Here is a 17593-nt window from a genome sequence, read left to right on the forward strand (position 1 = left end):
GCTGAAAACGAAAAGCCCCGCCATGTGAATGGCGGGGCTTTTTCATTTCAGACTGATCGTTACTAGTTTGATCGTTCCCACGCTCCGCGTGGGAATGCAGCCCGGGACGCTCCGCGTCCCATGCCGAAGCGGACGCAGAGCGTCCATTGAGGCATTCCCTCGCAGAGCGTGGGAACGATCGGTGCACGGAGTGCGGCGGCGGTCGGCGGTCGGCGGATATCTCAATGGCGTTTGATGAACCCGGTCAACGCCGCCAACGCCTCCGGCGAGCGCAGCCGCTGGGTGAACAGCGCGCCCTCCTCCTCGATCACCTTGCGAATCAACTCGCGATCCGGCGCCCGCATCAATTGCTTGCTGATCCGCACCGCCTCGGCCGGCAGTTCATCAAACCGCAGCGCCATCTCTCGCGCCTTGGCCAATGCCGCTTCGCCACTGCTCAGCGCCTCGGTCGCGATCCCCCATTGCGCCGCTTGCTCGCCGGTGAAACCTTCACCCAGCAGCAACAATTCCGACGCTTTGGCCTGCCCGAGCAGACGCGGCAGGATCAGGCTGGAGCCGAACTCCGGGCACAACCCGAGATTGACGAACGGCATGCGCAACCGCGCATCCCGCGCCACGTACACCAGATCACAATGCAGCAACAGCGTCGTGCCGATCCCCACCGCCGCTCCGGCCACCGCGGCGATCACCGGTTTGCGGCATTCGAGCAGTTCGAGCATGAAGTGAAACACCGGGCTGTCGAGGTCGCTCGGCGGTTGCTGGATGAAGTCGGCGATGTCGTTGCCGGCGGTGAAACACTCGGCGCTGCCGGTGATCAGCACGGCGTTGATTTCGGGGTCGTGATTCGCCTGCTTGAGCGCCTCGGCCAATTGGCTGTACATGGCGCGGGTCAGGGCGTTTTTCTTGTCCGGGCGATTGAGGCGCAGGGTCAGCAAACCGCGTTCGCGGTGCAGCAGGATGGCTTCGGGCATGGCAGGTCTCGCGTCTGAGAATTCAGCGCTCAACCACGGCTCAGGAAGACATCGGCCAGCAGTTGATTGCGCGGCAGTCCGGCCAGGAACAGACGCTTGGCAAACGCGTCGACGCTGGCAGTCGAACCGCAGACTAAAGCCAGGGTTTGTCGGGAGACAAGGCGCAGTTGCGCCAAAGCGCCCGGCAACTCGGCCGCCGTCCACCCTTCAACGCTGAGGTTTTCCCGCTGCGCGGCCAATGCTTCAAGGGGTTTGGCCAGGTAATGCCCGTCGGCATCATGGGCCAGATGAATGACGCGAATGGCGCCCCGATGATCGTGACGCAAGGCTTCGCGCAACACACCGAACAACGGGCCGAGCCCGGTGCCGGCGGCGAGCAGCCACAGCGGCCGGTCGTGCCAGTCCGGGTCGTAATGCAGCGCGCCGCCGCGCAGTTCGCCGAGGCGGATCGGGTCGCCGATCTGCAAGCGTCGTGCAGCATCGCTGAATTCGCCGGGCTGGCGGCAATCGAGGTGGAATTCAAGAAAGCGGTCTTCTTCCGGCAGGCTCGCCAGCGAATACGGCCGCGCAATGTGGCCGGCCCACAGCACCAGATGCTGACCGGCGCTGTAGCGCAACGGCCGCTGAGGTGTCAGGCGCAGTCGCAACACGCTGTCGCCGAGCCAGTCCAGCGCTTCGACCGTGGCCGGGCGACCGTCGGTGACGGGATCGAAGGTGTGCACCTGCAAGTCCTCGATCACCTGGCACTGACAGGCCAGCCGCCAACCCTGATCACGCTGCTCGGCGCTCAGGGCATCGGGGCGACTGTCGGCGGGCAAACCCTGCACGCATTGCACCAGACACGCATGGCAACTGCCGGCGCGGCAGCTATAAGGTACCGCCACACCGTTCTGAGTGAGGGCATCGAGCAGGTTGCTGCCCGCTGCCACCGACCACTGTCGTTCACCGACCCGCAATTCAGGCATCGACGTTCTCCCACGCGGCTGCGCAACGGTTGCGCCCGTCGCGCTTGGCCCGGTACAGCGCCTGATCGGCGCGCTGCAAGGCATCGTCCAGATCATCGCCCAGTTCCAGCAGGGTCATGCCGGCGGACAGGCTCAGGTTTTTCACATTCAGGCCCACCAGTTCAACGTCGGTGAAGGCGATGCGCAGCCGTTCGCAACAGGCGGTCAGGCGCTCGGCGTTGCAATCGGGCAGCAGCACCACGAATTCTTCACCACCATAACGCGCCAATACGTCGCCGTCGCGCAGGCACGCACCGGCGACCCCGGCGAACGCTTGCAGTACCTGATCGCCGGCGGCGTGGCCGTGAATATCGTTGATGCGTTTGAAGTGGTCGAGATCGATCAGCGCCAGACCGTGCACCACGTCGGCCTCCATCGCATTCAGCTCGCGGGTGGCCAGGCGCAGGAAATGCCGGCGGTTGAACAGCCCGGTCAGTTCATCGGTGGCCACCAGGTCTTCGAGCTGGCGCATCATCCCGCGCAGGGTGTCCTGATGCGCCTGCAAGGCAAACCGGCGCTGACGCATACGCTGGCGCGAGGTCTGGACGAAGCGGGCGTAAATCACCAGCCACGCCAGCACGATCAGCAGGATGCAGGCCTGCAACGCGGACAGCGCCGGATCGTGCAGCCGCAAGTGGTAACCGTCCCACAGTGTGATAGCGCAGAAGCTGAAGAACACCAGCATGGCGCAGCGCACAAACGCCCGCTGTGACAGATGGAACAGGCCGAACAGCAGCACCAGCACATAGAAAACCAGAAACTCGCCCCGCGCCTCTTCCAGATGCGCGATCAGCCACGTCTGCCAGCCGAGGCCCAGCAGCACTTGAACTTCGGTCAGGCTCGGGTCGGAGAAGCGCAGGTTGCAGCCGGAAAAGAACACAGCGAACAGGGCCGCCTGACTGATCACCACCAGCGCGCTGCCGATGGCAACGCCCGCCAGCGAGTCGTTGTAGTGACCGGTGAAATACGCCAGCCACAGCAGCAGCAAAGCCAATCCATAGGTGGCTGCAGCGAGGGCGAAGCGTTTGAGCAAAAGACGTTGAATGGCGTTATGGGTCAATCGTTGACTCACCGTGCGATAAGAGGCTGACCGAGTGTCCTACTCTACAGACCGGCTGCCACTTTAGTGGCGCAGGCGATAAATGACCATTGATTTTCGGGCCGGGTATTTGGCGTCAAAAACCTGCAGCCATGCGACCAACGAATGACTCCCGGCAGATGTGCCCGCCACCGAGGCGCGGTATACTGCCGCGCCTTTTTAGCGTCGCGCCAGCAGCCCCGGCGTGCCTTGAAAGGTGTCTGCGACCGACCGATGCACCCAAGCCGCAGGCACCTTATTGAATGTTCCCGTCTTTTAGAGGAGCGCGACTCATGACCGTGATCAAGCAAGACGACCTGATTCAGAGCGTTGCCGACGCCCTGCAGTTCATTTCCTACTACCACCCCGTGGACTTCATCCAGGCGATGCACGAAGCCTACCTGCGCGAAGAATCGCCAGCGGCCCGTGACTCGATGGCGCAGATCCTGATCAACTCGCGCATGTGCGCCACCGGCCACCGGCCGATCTGCCAGGACACCGGCATCGTGACCGTGTTCGTGCGTGTGGGCATGGACGTGCGTTGGGATGGCGCGACCATGAGCCTGGACGACATGATCAACGAAGGCGTGCGCCGCGCCTACAACCTGCCGGAAAACGTCCTGCGTGCTTCCATCCTGGCCGACCCGGCCGGTGCGCGTAAGAACACCAAGGACAACACCCCGGCGGTCATCCACTACTCCATCGTCCCGGGTAACACCGTGGAAGTGGACGTGGCGGCCAAGGGCGGCGGCTCCGAGAACAAGTCGAAAATGGCCATGCTCAACCCGTCCGACTCGATCGTCGACTGGGTGCTGAAGACCGTTCCGACCATGGGCGCCGGCTGGTGCCCACCGGGCATGCTGGGCATCGGCATCGGCGGTACCGCCGAGAAAGCCGCTGTGATGGCAAAAGAAGTGTTGATGGAGTCCATCGACATTCACGAGCTCAAGGCCCGTGGCCCGCAGAACCGCATCGAAGAAATGCGTCTGGAGCTGTTCGAGAAGGTCAACCAGCTGGGCATCGGCGCCCAAGGCCTCGGTGGCCTGACCACCGTGCTCGACGTGAAGATCATGGACTACCCGACTCACGCCGCCTCCCTGCCGGTGTGCATGATCCCGAACTGCGCCGCCACCCGTCACGCGCACTTCGTGCTCGACGGTTCCGGCCCGGCTTCGCTGGAGGCGCCACCGCTGGACGCCTACCCGGAAATCGTCTGGGAAGCCGGCCCGTCGGCCCGTCGCGTCAACCTCGACACCCTGACCCCGGAAGACGTGCAGAGCTGGAAGCCGGGCGAAACCGTCCTGCTCAACGGCAAGATGCTCACCGGTCGCGACGCTGCGCACAAGCGCATGGTCGAGATGCTGAACAAGGGCGAAACCCTGCCGGTGGATCTGAAAGGTCGCTTCATCTACTACGTCGGCCCGGTTGATCCGGTCGGTGACGAAGTGGTTGGCCCGGCTGGCCCGACCACCGCCACGCGGATGGACAAGTTCACCCGTCAGATCCTTGAGCAGACTGGCCTGTTGGGCATGATCGGCAAGTCCGAGCGCGGCCCGACCGCCATCGACGCGATCAAGGACAACAAGGCTGTGTACCTGATGGCCGTCGGCGGGGCCGCCTACCTGGTGGCGCAAGCGATCAAGAAGTCCAAGGTTCTGGCGTTTGCCGAGCTGGGCATGGAAGCGATCTACGAGTTCGAGGTCAAGGACATGCCGGTCACCGTAGCGGTGGACAGCAAAGGTGAATCGGTACACATCACTGGTCCTGCGATCTGGCAACAGAAGATCAGCGAAAGCCTGGCGGTTGAAGTGCAGTAAGCGCTTCGTCTGTTAGTAAAAAGGCCGGGCGGTCAGCAATGACCGCCCGGCCTTTTTTCGCCTGCCATAAATTGCAGGCGCGGGCACCTGTCAGATCTGACAGGTGTCGAAAAAATAATGCTCTGTTAGCGTGCAATCTCGGCATTCACTGGTTGCGTTGCCATGGTTCCAGATGCAGATGCGCTCGTCACCCCGCCCTCTATTGCCAAGACCGCCTCCATTGCCACCAATGGACGCAGTTGGGGGGAAATCGGTGCGACCGGGCAGCGATCTTACACGCTGACGTTGCCGATCATCCCTGCGCGCTCGCTCAATCCTGACCTGCAACTGGTCTATGACGGCAACGCGGGCAACGGCAAGTGCGGCCTCGGCTGGGATTTACCGCTGCCGGTCATCTTCCGCAAGACCAGCAAGGGCGTTCCGAAATACGCACCCGACGACGTCATGCAGGCTGACGGCACCGACCTGCGACCCGAGCTGACGACCCGCGGCAAGATCAAGGTAACCCGACGCACTCGGGGTAAAGGCAAGAGCGCCCGAAAGTTTTCGGTGGTGCGTTACATCCCTCGCCTGGAAATTACGTTTGACCGCTACGAACTCTGGACACCGGATGACAGTACTAACACCTTCTGGATCGTTTCCCGCGCCGACGGCTCGCAACATTGCTATGGCAATAACCAGGGATCGTGCATCTACGACCCGGCAGAGCCGAGCCATATCGCCGCGTGGCTGCTGGTGGAAACCAGGAGCGCGGTGGGGGAAAACATTTTTTACGAGTACAAGGCCGATGACAAGGTCGCCGACGATCGCTTTGCCTATCAGGCCCAGCGCTATCTGCGGCAGGTCTGTTATTGCAACAAGACCGCCAGCACTGATCTGTATTGCCTTGATCATTCGCAGCCAGAAATGCTGGACTGGCTGTTCCGTCTGATAGTCGACTACGGGGAGCGCGTCACCCGGCGCGAGGCTGTTCCCCCCTATTCAGCCCCGAACGAGAACAAATGGCTGCTGCGCAGCGATCCGTTTCGCAATCATCGCTTCGGTTTCGAGATTGGCACCCGGCGCCTGTGCCAGCAGTTTCTGTTGTTCAACCACATCGGCCCCGACCCGGTACTGGTCGAACGTCTGTTGCTGGAGCACGAACCCACGCCGCGTCAATACAACCACCTCAAAGCCGCGCATTACATGAGTTACGACGCAGAGGGGCACGTCAAACAATTACCGCCGCTTGAGTACTGCTATGAGCCGCTCAAGCTCAACCCCTTTCCCCAGGCGTTTCTGGCACTCGACCATATGCCGGGCCTCAACGACGGCAAGCTTTATCATTGCGTCGACCTTTACGGAGAAGGCCTGCCTGGTTTTCTCTGCCAGCACGACAACGCCTGGTATTACCGTGAGCCTCTGCGCGGCACACCCGGCACTGACGAAATCATCTACGGCCCGTGGACCTTGCTGCCGCTGATCCCCAATGCCGACAGCAACAAACCGGTGGTGCAAATCCTCATGGACCTCACCGGCGACGGACGCCTGGACTGGATCGTCGCGCAGCCCGACGGCAGCGGGTATTACACGCTCAATCCGGATGGCACCTGGTCGCTGTTCAAATCGTTCAAGCAGTTTCCCGTGGAGTTCTTCCATTATTTGGCCCAATTGGGTGACTTGAGCGGTGACGGTCTCAACTCCCTGGCGCTGATCGGACCGAAAAGCGTACGGGTGTACGCGAATTTGAGGGAAACAGGCTTTGCTCCCGGCAAGGATGTACCCCATACCCCGGACCGATTGCCGCTGTTCAGTGGAGCCGGTAACGAATTGGTGTCTTTCAGCGATATGGGCGCCAGCGGTATGGAACTGTGCCGGATCCGCCATGATGAAATCCGCTGCTGGATCAGCCTCGGGCATGGCCGTTTTGGCGAGGGTTTCAAGATGAGCGACTTGCCGTTCAAATATGGCGAGTTCGATCCCGACCGAGTGCGCATCGCCGACGTAGACAATTCCGGTGCTCCGGCTCTCATTTACCTGTATTCGGACTTCTTCGAAATCTGGTTGAACCACGGTGGCAACTCCCTGGCATCGGAACCCGTCCGAATTCCATGGCCCAGAGGCGTGCGCTACGACAACCTCTGCCAGGTGACCTTTGCTGATCTCAGGGGCATTGGCTGCGCCAGCCTGCTGCTGACCGTTCCGCACATGTCACCTCGACACTATGTGTATAACCTGGTCGACGCGCGGCCATACCTGCTCACTGGATGCAACAACAACATGGGTTACAACGCGACGTTGCAATATCGCAGCAGTGCGCAATTCTGGCTGGATGAAAAACGCCAGGAATTGGTGGCACGCAGGAAGCCGGTGTGCCATTTGCCGTTTCCGCAGATGGTGCTCCATTGGCTGCGTCAGGAAGATGAAATCACCGGCAATTACCTGATGCAGTTCCATGAGTATTTCGAGGGTTATTACGACGGTCGCGAACGCGAATTCCGCGGCTTCGGCCGGGTCTGTCAGATCGACAGCGAACTGGAACCGGGCAAGGCCGAAAGTGGCCATACAGCCCCGATGCGCACCACTCAATGGATTCATACCGGCGAAAGTGTCGATCCGGTTTTGAAAGGTATCAGCGAACTCGACGATGAAATCACGCCCTTTGGGCCCACCGTCACTTCAACGCTCGACGCCAGACGCGGTAGAGAACGAATTCGCAAACGGCGCAAGAGCGACGATCCCGAAGTCGCCTACGCCCTGGCCGGTCGTCTGCTTCGCATTGAAGTCTGTCAGGCGGACGACCCCGCTCCCGCTCGCCCGATTTCCCTGAGCGAATTCCGTTATCTGGTTCGGGTCGTCGATGAAACCCCGTCCAGCCTGCTGGTGCTGGAACTGGAAAACCGCAGCCAGCAATACGAACGTTTCATGGATGATCCCCGCTGTCAGCACGCGGTCGGTCTGGCATGGGACATGTTCGGTCATCCGACTCACCGCTTCGCGGTCGCCTGCGCACGCCGCCGCACTAAAACCGAAGAACCGCCTTTCGCTCAAAAGGATCAACAGCTCGCCTGGCTGGACAGTCACGATGAGCAACAGCGGTACTTCTATCTGACGGAAACCCTTGCCGAGCCGATTCATCTGATCACTGAAGACCACTGGCTGCTCGGTTTGCCCTGGCGCCAGCGCAGCAATGCGCTGATGCTGCCCAAGGGAGCGCTGCCGGACGGGCTGCAATCGGCGGACATCAGTTTCGAAAACTTCGAAAAGTATGAGGGCTGCGCAGAGTGGACATCGGAACGCGAACTGATTTCGCTCTCGCAGCAGAATTATCTGGAGATGGACGGCAAGATCAAGTACCCACCGCGCCAGGGACCGACCGAGCGGGCTGTGTTCGACAAAAAGGCATTGGCAGCTTACGTCGACGTCCCGATTGTCATTCGGGACGAGCTGACAAAAATCGGCTACAAGCCCATGAACCTGTTTTTGCCGCCAGACACGGATGAAGATCTTCTGAAAAACCTCTGGTCGGCACAGAGCGGCTTCTTCACCTACTCCGACCCCAGCGGTTTCTACCACGTCACCGATGTTCAGCAGACCGCCAGCCATGGCGCAACCCACATCACCAGGGACGCAAACCATCTGCTGACCACTGCCATCACCCTGCCGGACGGCTGCGTCACGGCAATGACCTACGACATGCACACTTTGCAGGTGCAGCGTGTCACGGATCACAACGACAACATTCACGAAGTGCGGTACGAAGCGGGCGGTCGACCGATTGCCTTCAGCTTTCATGGTAACGAGGAAGGCGTGCGTGCCGGTTTCGAAGATCTGTCCGTTTATCCACCTCAGTCTGATCTGAGCGTCGAGTTTGCCCTCGCCAACCCGAAAACCGTGCTGGCATCCGCTGCCGGCGTGGTGCGCACCAATCTGTTCAGCTGGATGCCATTGCTACCGGTCAAAACGGCGCGGCTCAAAAGAAAGCAATGGATCGCCAACGGCCTGATCCTGCCCGACGGCCACATACGCGCATCGGCCCTGCGCTGGCTGAACCAGCAAAAGAAACGCACTGCCAGCGAACAAACCCTGCTCAAGATCATCCAGACCGCCCTCAGGCAGCCGGTAAACAGCGTCGACCTGATTGCCGACCGCTACCACACCGACCCGCAGCAACAGATTCAGATAACCGTCCGTTACGTCGACGGTTTTGGCCGCGAGCTGCAAAGCAAACAGCTCGTGCCGCCGGGCGATGCCCTTGTCGCGACGCCCGAGGACGGCCTCGAGACCGGCGCCGACTGCAAGCCGATCGAAATGCCCGCCGCGCGTCGCTGGCGAGTCATGGGACGTGTCGAATACAACCATAAGGGCGAGACTATCCGGGTCTATCGCTCGTATTTTCTCAATACCCATCGCTGCATCAATGACCGCGCCATGCGTGAACACGGCCATCACGATCAAATGTTCTACGACGCCCAGGGCCGACTGATCAAAACGATCAATGCGCTGGGCCATACGGCCTTGGAGCACTTGCATCCATGGTTCACGCTCAGCTACGACTACAACGACACACAAGAGCCATCACCCGCCAGGCCCGCGAAAAAACCGACACCTGCAAAACCTGCAAAACGGGTCAAGTCATGAACGCCAGCGTGCACCATCTCACACCGAAGATGTCGTCAATCATCGGGGGCGAATCACTGACATGCTGCGCGGTCTGGCAAACACGCTTCGAGACCACCGGGCCAGCCAGAAGGCAGCCGCGTGAACACACGGATTTTATAGTGTGATAGCACTGCCAGCACCCGGCGACATGCTATGGTGCCCGCCCGTCCTGCCATCCGTTTGCCCCAGCATGCTGCCGACTTCCCGTACCCTGCGTCTGTCGTTGTATACCCTGCTGATCATCGCCGGTGCCGCCCTTGCTGCAACGCTTGCGATCCGCCACGCCGAGCGCCAGGCGCTGGAAGAAGACGCAGCCCGGGCCAATCAACAGCTGGCGCTGTACGCCAACTCGCTGCATACCCTGATCGACCGCTATCGCGCCCTGCCCGCCGTGCTGGCGCTGGACCCGCAATTGCGTGCGGCGCTGGCCGGCCCGGTCGACGCCGAACAGCAAGCGGCGCTCAACCTGAAACTGGAAAAGATCAACGGCGCGGCGCAATCATCGACGCTGGAACTGCTCGACCACACCGGCCTCGCGGTGGCAGCCAGCAACTGGCGTCTGCCCAGCAGTTACGTCGGCCACAACTATGGCTTTCGCCCCTATTTCAGTCAGACCCGCACTCAAGGCACCGGGCGTTTCTACGCGGTCGGCGTGACCAGCGGGATTCCCGGTTACTTCCTGTCCAGCGCGGTGCTCGGCGACAACGGCGAGTTTCTCGGGGCGATGGTGGTCAAGCTCGAATTCCCCGAGCTCGAACGCGAATGGAGCCAGGGCAATGACACCCTGCTGGTCAGCGATGCGCGCGGGATCATCTTCATCGCCAACCAGCCCGGCTGGCGCTATCGCCTGCTGCACCCGCTGAGCCCGGCCGATTACCGCGAGATCAAGGCCACCCGCCAATACGACAAACAGTCGCTGGTGCCGCTGACGCATCTGGCGCTGCGCAGCTTCGACGACAACAGTGATCTGCGCCGCGTCGAAGGCCCGCAAGGCACGGCGGATTACCTGTGGGAATCGCTGCCGCTGAGCGCCGAAGGCTGGACGCTGCATCTGCTGCGACATCCGCAGGTGTCCTTCGAGGATCAGCGCAATGCCGGCCTCGCTGCTGCCGGGGTATGGCTGGCGCTGGTGTTCCTGCTGCTGTTCCTCAATCAGCGCTGGCGCCTGGCAAAGATGCGCCAGCGCAGCCGCGAAGAGCTTGAGCAACTGGTCGAAGAGCGCACCCGTGATTTGCGCACCGCCCAGGACGGTCTGGTGCAGTCGGCAAAACTGGCGGCACTGGGGCAGATGTCCGCCGCGCTGGCCCACGAAATCAATCAGCCGTTGACCGCCCAGCGCATGCAACTGGCGACCCTGCGTCTGCTGCTCGATCATGGCCGGGTCGATGACGCCTATAAGGCGCTCAAACCGGTGGATGACATGCTCACGCGCATGGCCGCCCTCACCGGCCACCTGAAAACCTTCGCCCGCAAGAGCCCCAGCGGCTTGCGCGAGCGGCTGGATCTGGCGACGGTGGTCGATCAGGCCCTGCAATTGCTTGATGCGCGTCTGCGCGATGAACAGGTCAGTCTGGTGCTGCACCTGACCCGTCCGGCGTGGGTGCGCGGCGATGCGATCCGCCTCGAACAAGTGCTGATCAACCTGCTGCGCAATGCCCTCGATGCGATGCAGGGCAAACCGTGCAAACGTCTGGAAATCCGCCTGGAAGCCGACGAGCAACTGTGGCGCCTGAGTGTCATCGACAACGGCGGCGGCATCGCCGAGGAACATCTGGGTCAGGTGTTCGATCCGTTCTTCACCACCAAACCGGTGGGTGACGGGCTGGGTCTGGGGCTGGCAGTATCGTTCGCCATCGTCCATGAATCCGGCGGGCGCCTGTGCGCCGAGAATGGTGACAACGGCGCGGTGTTCAGCCTGACCTTGCCGATCGATCTGGAGGCGCACATCTGATGCTCAACGCGGTGATGGTGGTCGATGACGAAAGCAGCATTCGCAGTGCCGTCGAGCAATGGCTGAGCCTGTCCGGGTTCGAAGTGCAGCTGTTCAGCCGCGCGGAGGAATGCCTGGCGGCGTTGCCCGCGCATTTTGCCGGGGTGATTGTCAGCGATGTGCGCATGCCCGGGCTCAGCGGTCTTGAACTGCTGGCCGAAGTGCAGCGCCGGGATGCCGACCTGCCGGTGATTCTGCTCACTGGCCACGGCGATGTGCCGATGGCCGTCGAAGCGATGCGCGACGGCGCCTACGATTTTCTGGAAAAACCCTTCAGCCCCGAGACCCTGCTCGGCAGCCTGCGCCGGGCGCTGGACAAGCGTCGGCTGGTGCTGGAAAACCGCGCCCTGCACGAGCAGGCCGACAACCGCGCCAGACTGGATGCGACGCTGCTCGGTGTGTCCCGTGGTTTGCAGACCTTGCGCCGGCAGGTGCTGGACCTCGCAACATTGCCGGTCAACGTGCTGATCCGAGGCGAGACCGGCAGCGGCAAGGAACTGGTCGCCCGTTGCCTGCACGATTTCGGCCCGCGCGCCGACAAGCCCTTTGTCGCGCTGAACTGCGCGGCGATCCCCGAGCAGTTGTTCGAAGCCGAGTTGTTCGGGCATGAGAGCGGCGCGTTCACCGGCGCTTCGGGCAAGCGCATCGGCAAGCTGGAATACGCCGATGGCGGCACACTGTTTCTCGATGAAATCGAGAGCATGCCGCTGGCCCAGCAGGTGAAACTGCTGCGGGTGTTGCAGGAGCAGAAGCTTGAGCGGCTGGGCTCGAACCAGAGCATTCGGGTGGACTTGCGGATTGTCGCGGCGACCAAACCCGACTTGCTGGATGAAGCGCGGGCCGGGCGTTTTCGTGAAGACCTGGCGTATCGCCTGAACGTCGCCGAATTGCGCCTGCCGCCGCTGCGTGATCGTCGCGAAGACATTCCGCTGTTGTTCGAATCCTTCGCCCAGAGCGCCGCCCAGCGTTTGGGCCGGACGTTCCCGCCGCTCAGTGGCGCGCAATTGAGCCATCTGCTGAGTCATGACTGGCCGGGCAATGTGCGGGAGTTGGCGAACGTTGCCGAGCGGCAGGTGCTGGGGCTGGATGAACCGGTGCAGGGCATCGACCCGGGGCAGTCGCTGGCGGCGCAGCAGGAAGCGTTTGAAGCGCAGTGTTTGCGGGCTGCTTTGACCCGGCACAAGGGGGATGTGAAAGCCGTGCTTGAGGAGCTGCAACTGCCGCGTCGCACGTTTAATGAAAAGATGCAGCGGCATGGATTGACCCGAGAGATGTTCGTACCCGATTGATCGTTTGATGATTGATCGTTCCCACGCTCCGCGTGGGAATGCCTCAGTGGACGCTCTGCGTCCGCTTTGGGACGCAGAGCGTCCCGGGCTGCATTCCCACGCAGAGCGTGGGAACGATCAGATCAACGATCAAATAGGCGGAAATCCGCTCATTCATTCCGGATCATCGGCAAAATCCCGCTCAACCCATCTCCCCAGCCCCTCTAAACCGGCCCTCCCCCCGTTGGCACAGCTCCTGCTATAGCCCTCGCAGGCTGCGTTTCAACGCGCTCCACAAAAACAATTAAACGAAGGATCCTTCAATGGATAACTCCAACGCCCTGCCCCTTGGGTCGGCTGCCGTGCCGGCCAAAGAACGAACCACCGCCAGTCGCATCAAGTCGATCTTCAGCGGTTCCGTCGGCAACATGGTCGAGTGGTACGACTGGTACGTCTATGCCGCCTTCTCGCTGTACTTCGCCAAAGCCTTCTTCCCCAAAGGCGACACCACCGCCCAACTGCTCAACACCGCCGCGATCTTCGCCGTGGGCTTCCTGATGCGCCCGATCGGTGGCTGGCTGATGGGCCTGTACGCCGACAAGGTCGGACGCAAAAAAGCCCTGATGGCCTCGGTTTACCTGATGTGCTTCGGCTCGCTGATCATCGCCCTGAGCCCGGGTTATGAAACCATCGGTGTCGGCGCGCCGATCCTGCTGGTGTTCGCCCGCCTGCTGCAAGGCCTGTCGGTCGGTGGCGAATACGGCACTTCGGCGACCTACCTGTCGGAGATGGCGACCAAGGAGCGTCGCGGCTTCTTCTCCAGCTTCCAGTACGTGACTTTGATTTCCGGCCAGCTCATCGCGCTGGGCGTACTGATCGTGCTGCAACAGTTCCTGACCACCGAAGAGCTGTACGCGTGGGGCTGGCGTATTCCGTTCGCCATCGGCGCGCTGTGCGCAATCGTGGCGCTGTACCTGCGTCGTGGCATGGAAGAAACCGAGTCGTTCACCAAGAAAGAGAAGTCCAAGGAAAGCGCGATGCGCACCTTGCTTCGTCATCCAAAGGAACTGCTCACCGTGGTCGGCCTGACCATGGGCGGTACGCTGGCGTTCTACACCTACACCACCTACATGCAGAAATACCTGGTTAACACCGTCGGCATGAGCATCTCCGACTCCACCACCATTTCTGCCGCCACGCTGTTCCTGTTCATGTGCCTGCAACCGATCATCGGCGGCCTGTCCGATAAAATCGGTCGTCGTCCGATCCTGATCGCCTTCGGCGTGCTCGGTACGATCTTCACCGTGCCGATCCTGATGACCCTGCACACCATCCAGACCTGGTGGGGCGCGTTCTTCCTGATCATGGCGGCGCTGATCATCGTCAGCGGCTACACCTCGATCAACGCCGTGGTGAAAGCCGAACTGTTCCCGACCGAAATCCGCGCCCTGGGCGTCGGCCTGCCATACGCACTGACCGTGTCGATCTTCGGCGGCACCGCCGAATACATCGCGCTGTGGTTCAAGAGCATCGGCATGGAAACCGGTTACTACTGGTACGTGACCGCGTGCATCGCGGTGTCTCTGTTGGTGTACATCACCATGAAAGACACCCAGAAACACTCGCGCATCGTCACTGACTGATCGCAAAAAAACGCGCGAAGGTGCAAGACCTTCGCGCGTTTCTTTTCTGTCCGATTTCCCGATCAGGACAATTCGGCAACGCCCTGTTTGCTGCCATAACGCTTCTGCGCATACGACGCGCCCACGATCATCACCAACAGAATCCCCGCCAGTACCGCCGACGAACCGACGGTGCCGAAATCCAGTCCGCCTTTCTCATGGGACTTGGTCATCAAGTCGCCCAAGGTCGCGCCAAACGGTCGGGTCAGCACGAACGCCACCCAGAACAGCGCCACCGACGAAATCTTCGTGAAGTACTTGAGCAGCACGACCACACCAATCGCCGAGCCGATCAACAGCGCGCCACCGGCAAAGCCCAGGCCGGAGTCGTCCGCCAGGTAATCGCCGAGTGCGGTGCCCAGGGTGTTGGAGAACAGAATCGCCATCCAGTAGAACATCTCGCCGCGAAAGCTCTGCACCTTGGTGACGTTGAGCGAGTCGCCGCTCAGGCGCCAAGCCGCGAAGATCGCCAGCAGGATCGCGATCAGGATCATGGAACCGGTGGCGTAACCCAGTTCCAGCGTGCGGTCCATGAAGTCGGACATGGTGGTGCCGGCGGTGCTGGTCGACAGGATCACGATCCAGTACAGCAACGGCTTGTAAGTCTTGGACATCAGTTGTGCGATCAGCGTCAGGACAAACACGCTGATCAGGATCAGCGAGCTGATGGCGTAGCCGACGTTAAGGGTCATCGACAACAAATCCCCCGCGGTTTCCCCCAGGGTCGTCGCGCAGATTTTCATGACCCAGAAGGCCAGGGTGATTTGAGGCAGTTTGTTCATCGCGGGCAACGCTCCAGTGTGTGACGGCCGGTTTTTGGCTTTATAGCCGTGGGCAGACTGGCGTTGCTCGGGTGAAAAACCGGTCGGGAATCCATGAAAAATCTGTCACACACGCAAAAAACGGCGATTAATCACCGGTTAATGCCCCTGCCGCATCCTGCACCTACCTGATCGATTAACTGCGCGACGCTCGCTCCGACGACGAAAGCGAATTGAATGCGTCGCCCTTAATATCAATTTAATCGATTGTTTTTAGCATTATTTTGCGCTTTTTAATCAATTTAATTGGCGTAGCATGAACCCCATGCGAAACACATCGCCAACGAATTTCGAATCTGGAGAACGACCATGAAAACCAAACTGATCCTCGCCCTGACCCTGTCCGTACTGGCCGCCAACACTTTCGCCGCCGACGGTTCGGACAAAACCAAATCCGCCGACTTCATTTCCGGCGCCAGCGCTGCCATCGAAACCAGCCACACCGGCGCCTACGCTGCCGACGGCTTCGACAAGACCAACGTCGGCAGAGCCGTTGCTGCGGATGGTTTCGATAAAACCGGCACTGCTGCGGCTATCGCAGCTGACGGTTTCGACAAGACCGGCACCGCCGCTGCCATCGCAGCTGACGGTTTCGATAAAACCGGTACTGCTGCAGCCATCAGCTGATCGCCAGAATGCAGACACCAAAGCCCGGCCATTGCCGGGCTTGTTCATTTCTGAAAACAAAAATCTCACGACCTCCCACAGGGTTCCGCATTTGGCTGGAAATAATGGGAATGCCCCAGCAATATGAGCCCTTTCCGAAAGCCTTCAGGAACACCTCCATGCCCGATGACATCCATTTCTACGAACCGGCCAACGGCCACGGTCTGCCCCACGATCCGTTCAACGCCATCGTCGGCCCGCGTCCCATCGGCTGGATTTCTTCGCAGGATGCCGAGGGCCGGCTGAACCTGGCGCCTTACAGCTTTTTCAACGCGTTCAACTACATTCCGCCGATCATCGGGTTCTCCAGCGTCGGTCGCAAAGACAGCCTGAACAACATCGAGCAGACCGGCGAATTCGTCTGGAACCTCGCCACCCGCCCGCTGGCCGAGCAGATGAACCAGAGCTGCGCGATGGTCGGGCCAGAGGTCAACGAATTCGAACTGGCGGGGCTGACGACTGTGGCGTCGAAGGTGATTGCCGTGCCGCGCGTGGCCGAAAGCCCGGTGTCCTTCGAGTGCAAGGTCACCCAGATCATTCAGTTGCAGCGCGCTGACGGCGAGACGGTGCCGAGCTGGCTGGTGCTCGGCGAAGTGGTCGCCGTGCACATTGCCAAATGGCTGTTGAAGGACGGGATCTACGACACCGCCGCCGCCGAACCGATTCTGCGGGGCGGCGGGCCGGCGGACTATTTCCAGCTGGGGCCGGAGGCGTTGTTCAAGATGTGGCGCCCGGGGGCGACGAAGTAAGCGCTTACCAGATCAGCTCGGCGTCGTCGGTGACGCCCTTGAGCTTGTCCAGTTCGTTGATCGCGGCTTCATCGGCCGCGATGGCGCCGGGGAAAACCTGATCGTTCAGCAGCTTGTGAAAGCGCGGTGCGCCGCCGTCGACCAGGGCCTTGACGGCGATTGCCGCGTGATAACCCTTGTTGCCGCCCAACTCGACGGGGACTACAGCGGAAACCGCTTCGAAGTGTTCGAACTCTTTACGTGCCATATCGCAGGTCCTGGCTCAGTCGGATAAGCCCGACATTAAACATTCAACCGGCGAGTTTGTGTATCGGCGCAGTGCATTGCCCTACGGCCTGGGCGGCCGAGACTTCCTTGAAGGTGTGGAAATCCAGGCTGTTGACCACCAGCTCCTGCACCAGCTCGGCAAAGATTTCCATCGACGGGCTGCTGAAATACGCGGTCATCGATTGCTGGTTGTTCCAGAAACCGGAGACCAGCCACAACTCCGGATCACACTGCGAATGCTGCAAGGCGAAGCTCAGGCAACCGGGGGCGGCACGGGACGGTTCGATCAGGGCGCTCAGGCGCATGCCGAGTTCCGCCGAACGCCCGGCGCGCGCTCGAACGAAGGCCATATGACTGACGGGAATCTGCTTGGACATGTTCAACCCTCCCAGGGAGTCGCGTGGCAGCCGGGAACGGGCTGCGACAGGATCCAAGGTTAAGGGCCGGGCGCTGCTCGCCGTTAGTCGATTCCTGCCGTCGCGTTGCACAATCCTGCGAGACTGTCGTGCAGACCTGTAACAAGTCGTGAATTGCTGTCACCGTCCTGTCACACCGGTTTCGAGCAAGTTTTACAGGGCTCGCCCTTTCATGTCTGGGCAGGCACGCAACGCCATGCAGGATCAGGCAAGCATTTCGCAG

General features: G+C 61.1%; 13 protein-coding genes. 7 read left to right on the forward strand and 6 right to left on the reverse strand.

The features are described from left to right. Positions 1-221: 221 nt before the first annotated feature. Genes LOY31_RS22900 through LOY31_RS22910 form a run of 3 tightly spaced genes read right to left on the reverse strand, consistent with a single transcriptional unit; the run spans position 222 to position 3035 of the window. Positions 222-971 carry an enoyl-CoA hydratase-related protein gene (locus LOY31_RS22900; protein WP_007960185.1) on the reverse strand — a complete coding sequence of 250 codons (750 nt, stop codon included), beginning with the start codon at positions 969-971 and terminating at the stop codon, positions 222-224. 29 nt (positions 972-1000) lie between these two features. Further along, complete coding sequence (locus tag LOY31_RS22905; protein ID WP_085606667.1) at positions 1001-1936, reverse strand: iron-sulfur-binding ferredoxin reductase; 936 nt, start codon at positions 1934-1936, stop codon at positions 1001-1003. After that, positions 1929-3035 carry a diguanylate cyclase gene (locus LOY31_RS22910; protein ID WP_085606669.1) on the reverse strand — a complete coding sequence of 369 codons (1107 nt, stop codon included), beginning with the start codon at positions 3033-3035 and terminating at the stop codon, positions 1929-1931. The genes LOY31_RS22905 and LOY31_RS22910 overlap by 8 nt, the downstream gene beginning before the upstream one ends. A gap of 311 nt (positions 3036-3346) precedes the next feature. On the opposite strand from LOY31_RS22910, the gene LOY31_RS22915 reads away from it, so the two are divergent. The 5 genes from LOY31_RS22915 to LOY31_RS22935 all read left to right on the forward strand — a co-directional run bounded on the left by LOY31_RS22915 (position 3347) and on the right by LOY31_RS22935 (position 14412). After that, positions 3347-4870, forward strand: a complete 1524-nt coding sequence (locus tag LOY31_RS22915) for a fumarate hydratase (protein ID WP_007960181.1) — start codon at positions 3347-3349, stop codon at positions 4868-4870. Positions 4871-5032: 162 nt separating this feature from the next. Next, positions 5033-9490, forward strand: coding sequence for a SpvB/TcaC N-terminal domain-containing protein (locus LOY31_RS22920; protein ID WP_258712252.1), 4458 nt, complete (start codon positions 5033-5035; stop codon positions 9488-9490). A gap of 211 nt (positions 9491-9701) precedes the next feature. Continuing rightward, a complete protein-coding gene (locus tag LOY31_RS22925; protein ID WP_085606673.1) occupies positions 9702-11462 on the forward strand; it encodes an ATP-binding protein in 1761 nt (586 codons plus the stop codon). Beyond that, the gene (locus tag LOY31_RS22930) at positions 11462-12790 is read left to right on the forward strand and encodes a sigma-54 dependent transcriptional regulator (protein ID WP_221533569.1); all 1329 of its coding nucleotides are present in this window, start codon (positions 11462-11464) and stop codon (positions 12788-12790) included. Before LOY31_RS22925 ends, LOY31_RS22930 begins: the two co-directional genes overlap by 1 nt. Before the next feature lie 302 nt (positions 12791-13092). Further along, entirely contained in the window at positions 13093-14412 is a 1320-nt protein-coding gene (locus tag LOY31_RS22935; RefSeq protein ID WP_007960177.1) for an MFS transporter, read from the forward strand. A gap of 62 nt (positions 14413-14474) precedes the next feature. On the opposite strand, the gene LOY31_RS22940 is transcribed toward LOY31_RS22935, so the two are convergent. Further along, positions 14475-15233: a hypothetical protein gene (locus LOY31_RS22940; RefSeq protein WP_085606676.1), complete on the reverse strand. Its 759-nt coding sequence runs from the start codon at positions 15231-15233 to the stop codon at positions 14475-14477. Between the two features lie 348 nt (positions 15234-15581). Between LOY31_RS22940 and LOY31_RS22945 the strand changes: the two genes are divergently transcribed. Further along, complete coding sequence (locus tag LOY31_RS22945) at positions 15582-15899, forward strand: hypothetical protein (protein ID WP_221533568.1); 318 nt, start codon at positions 15582-15584, stop codon at positions 15897-15899. Between the two features lie 158 nt (positions 15900-16057). Then, positions 16058-16687: a flavin reductase family protein gene (locus LOY31_RS22950; RefSeq protein WP_221533567.1), complete on the forward strand. Its 630-nt coding sequence runs from the start codon at positions 16058-16060 to the stop codon at positions 16685-16687. A gap of 4 nt (positions 16688-16691) precedes the next feature. Here LOY31_RS22950 and LOY31_RS22955 read toward each other — a convergent pair whose 3' ends face one another. Then, on the reverse strand, positions 16692-16934 hold the full coding sequence (locus tag LOY31_RS22955) for a hypothetical protein (protein ID WP_007960172.1): 243 nt from the start codon (positions 16932-16934) through the stop codon (positions 16692-16694). 43 nt (positions 16935-16977) lie between these two features. Further along, positions 16978-17331, reverse strand: a complete 354-nt coding sequence (locus LOY31_RS22960; RefSeq protein ID WP_007960171.1) for a putative quinol monooxygenase — start codon at positions 17329-17331, stop codon at positions 16978-16980. Between the last annotated feature and the right edge of the window lie 262 nt (positions 17332-17593).

The sequence above is a fragment of the Pseudomonas sp. B21-021 genome (genome assembly GCF_024749205.1).
GTDB classification, from domain to species: domain Bacteria; phylum Pseudomonadota; class Gammaproteobacteria; order Pseudomonadales; family Pseudomonadaceae; genus Aquipseudomonas; species Aquipseudomonas paraglycinae.

What these genes read in the sequence shown, in the direction of transcription:
- LOY31_RS22950 (WP_221533567.1), top strand. Translation starts at nt 16,058, where the DNA reads ATGCCCGATGACATCCATTTCTACGAACCGGCCAACGGCCACGGTCTG.
- LOY31_RS22940 (WP_085606676.1), bottom strand. Translation starts at nt 15,233, where the DNA reads ATGAACAAACTGCCTCAAATCACCCTGGCCTTCTGGGTCATGAAAATC.
- LOY31_RS22905 (WP_085606667.1), bottom strand. Translation starts at nt 1,936, where the DNA reads ATGCCTGAATTGCGGGTCGGTGAACGACAGTGGTCGGTGGCAGCGGGC.
- LOY31_RS22900 (WP_007960185.1), bottom strand. Translation starts at nt 971, where the DNA reads ATGCCCGAAGCCATCCTGCTGCACCGCGAACGCGGTTTGCTGACCCTG.
- LOY31_RS22925 (WP_085606673.1), top strand. Translation starts at nt 9,702, where the DNA reads ATGCTGCCGACTTCCCGTACCCTGCGTCTGTCGTTGTATACCCTGCTG.
- LOY31_RS22930 (WP_221533569.1), top strand. Translation starts at nt 11,462, where the DNA reads ATGCTCAACGCGGTGATGGTGGTCGATGACGAAAGCAGCATTCGCAGT.
- LOY31_RS22960 (WP_007960171.1), bottom strand. Translation starts at nt 17,331, where the DNA reads ATGTCCAAGCAGATTCCCGTCAGTCATATGGCCTTCGTTCGAGCGCGC.
- LOY31_RS22920 (WP_258712252.1), top strand. Translation starts at nt 5,033, where the DNA reads ATGGTTCCAGATGCAGATGCGCTCGTCACCCCGCCCTCTATTGCCAAG.
- LOY31_RS22915 (WP_007960181.1), top strand. Translation starts at nt 3,347, where the DNA reads ATGACCGTGATCAAGCAAGACGACCTGATTCAGAGCGTTGCCGACGCC.
- LOY31_RS22945 (WP_221533568.1), top strand. Translation starts at nt 15,582, where the DNA reads ATGAAAACCAAACTGATCCTCGCCCTGACCCTGTCCGTACTGGCCGCC.
- LOY31_RS22955 (WP_007960172.1), bottom strand. Translation starts at nt 16,934, where the DNA reads ATGGCACGTAAAGAGTTCGAACACTTCGAAGCGGTTTCCGCTGTAGTC.
- LOY31_RS22935 (WP_007960177.1), top strand. Translation starts at nt 13,093, where the DNA reads ATGGATAACTCCAACGCCCTGCCCCTTGGGTCGGCTGCCGTGCCGGCC.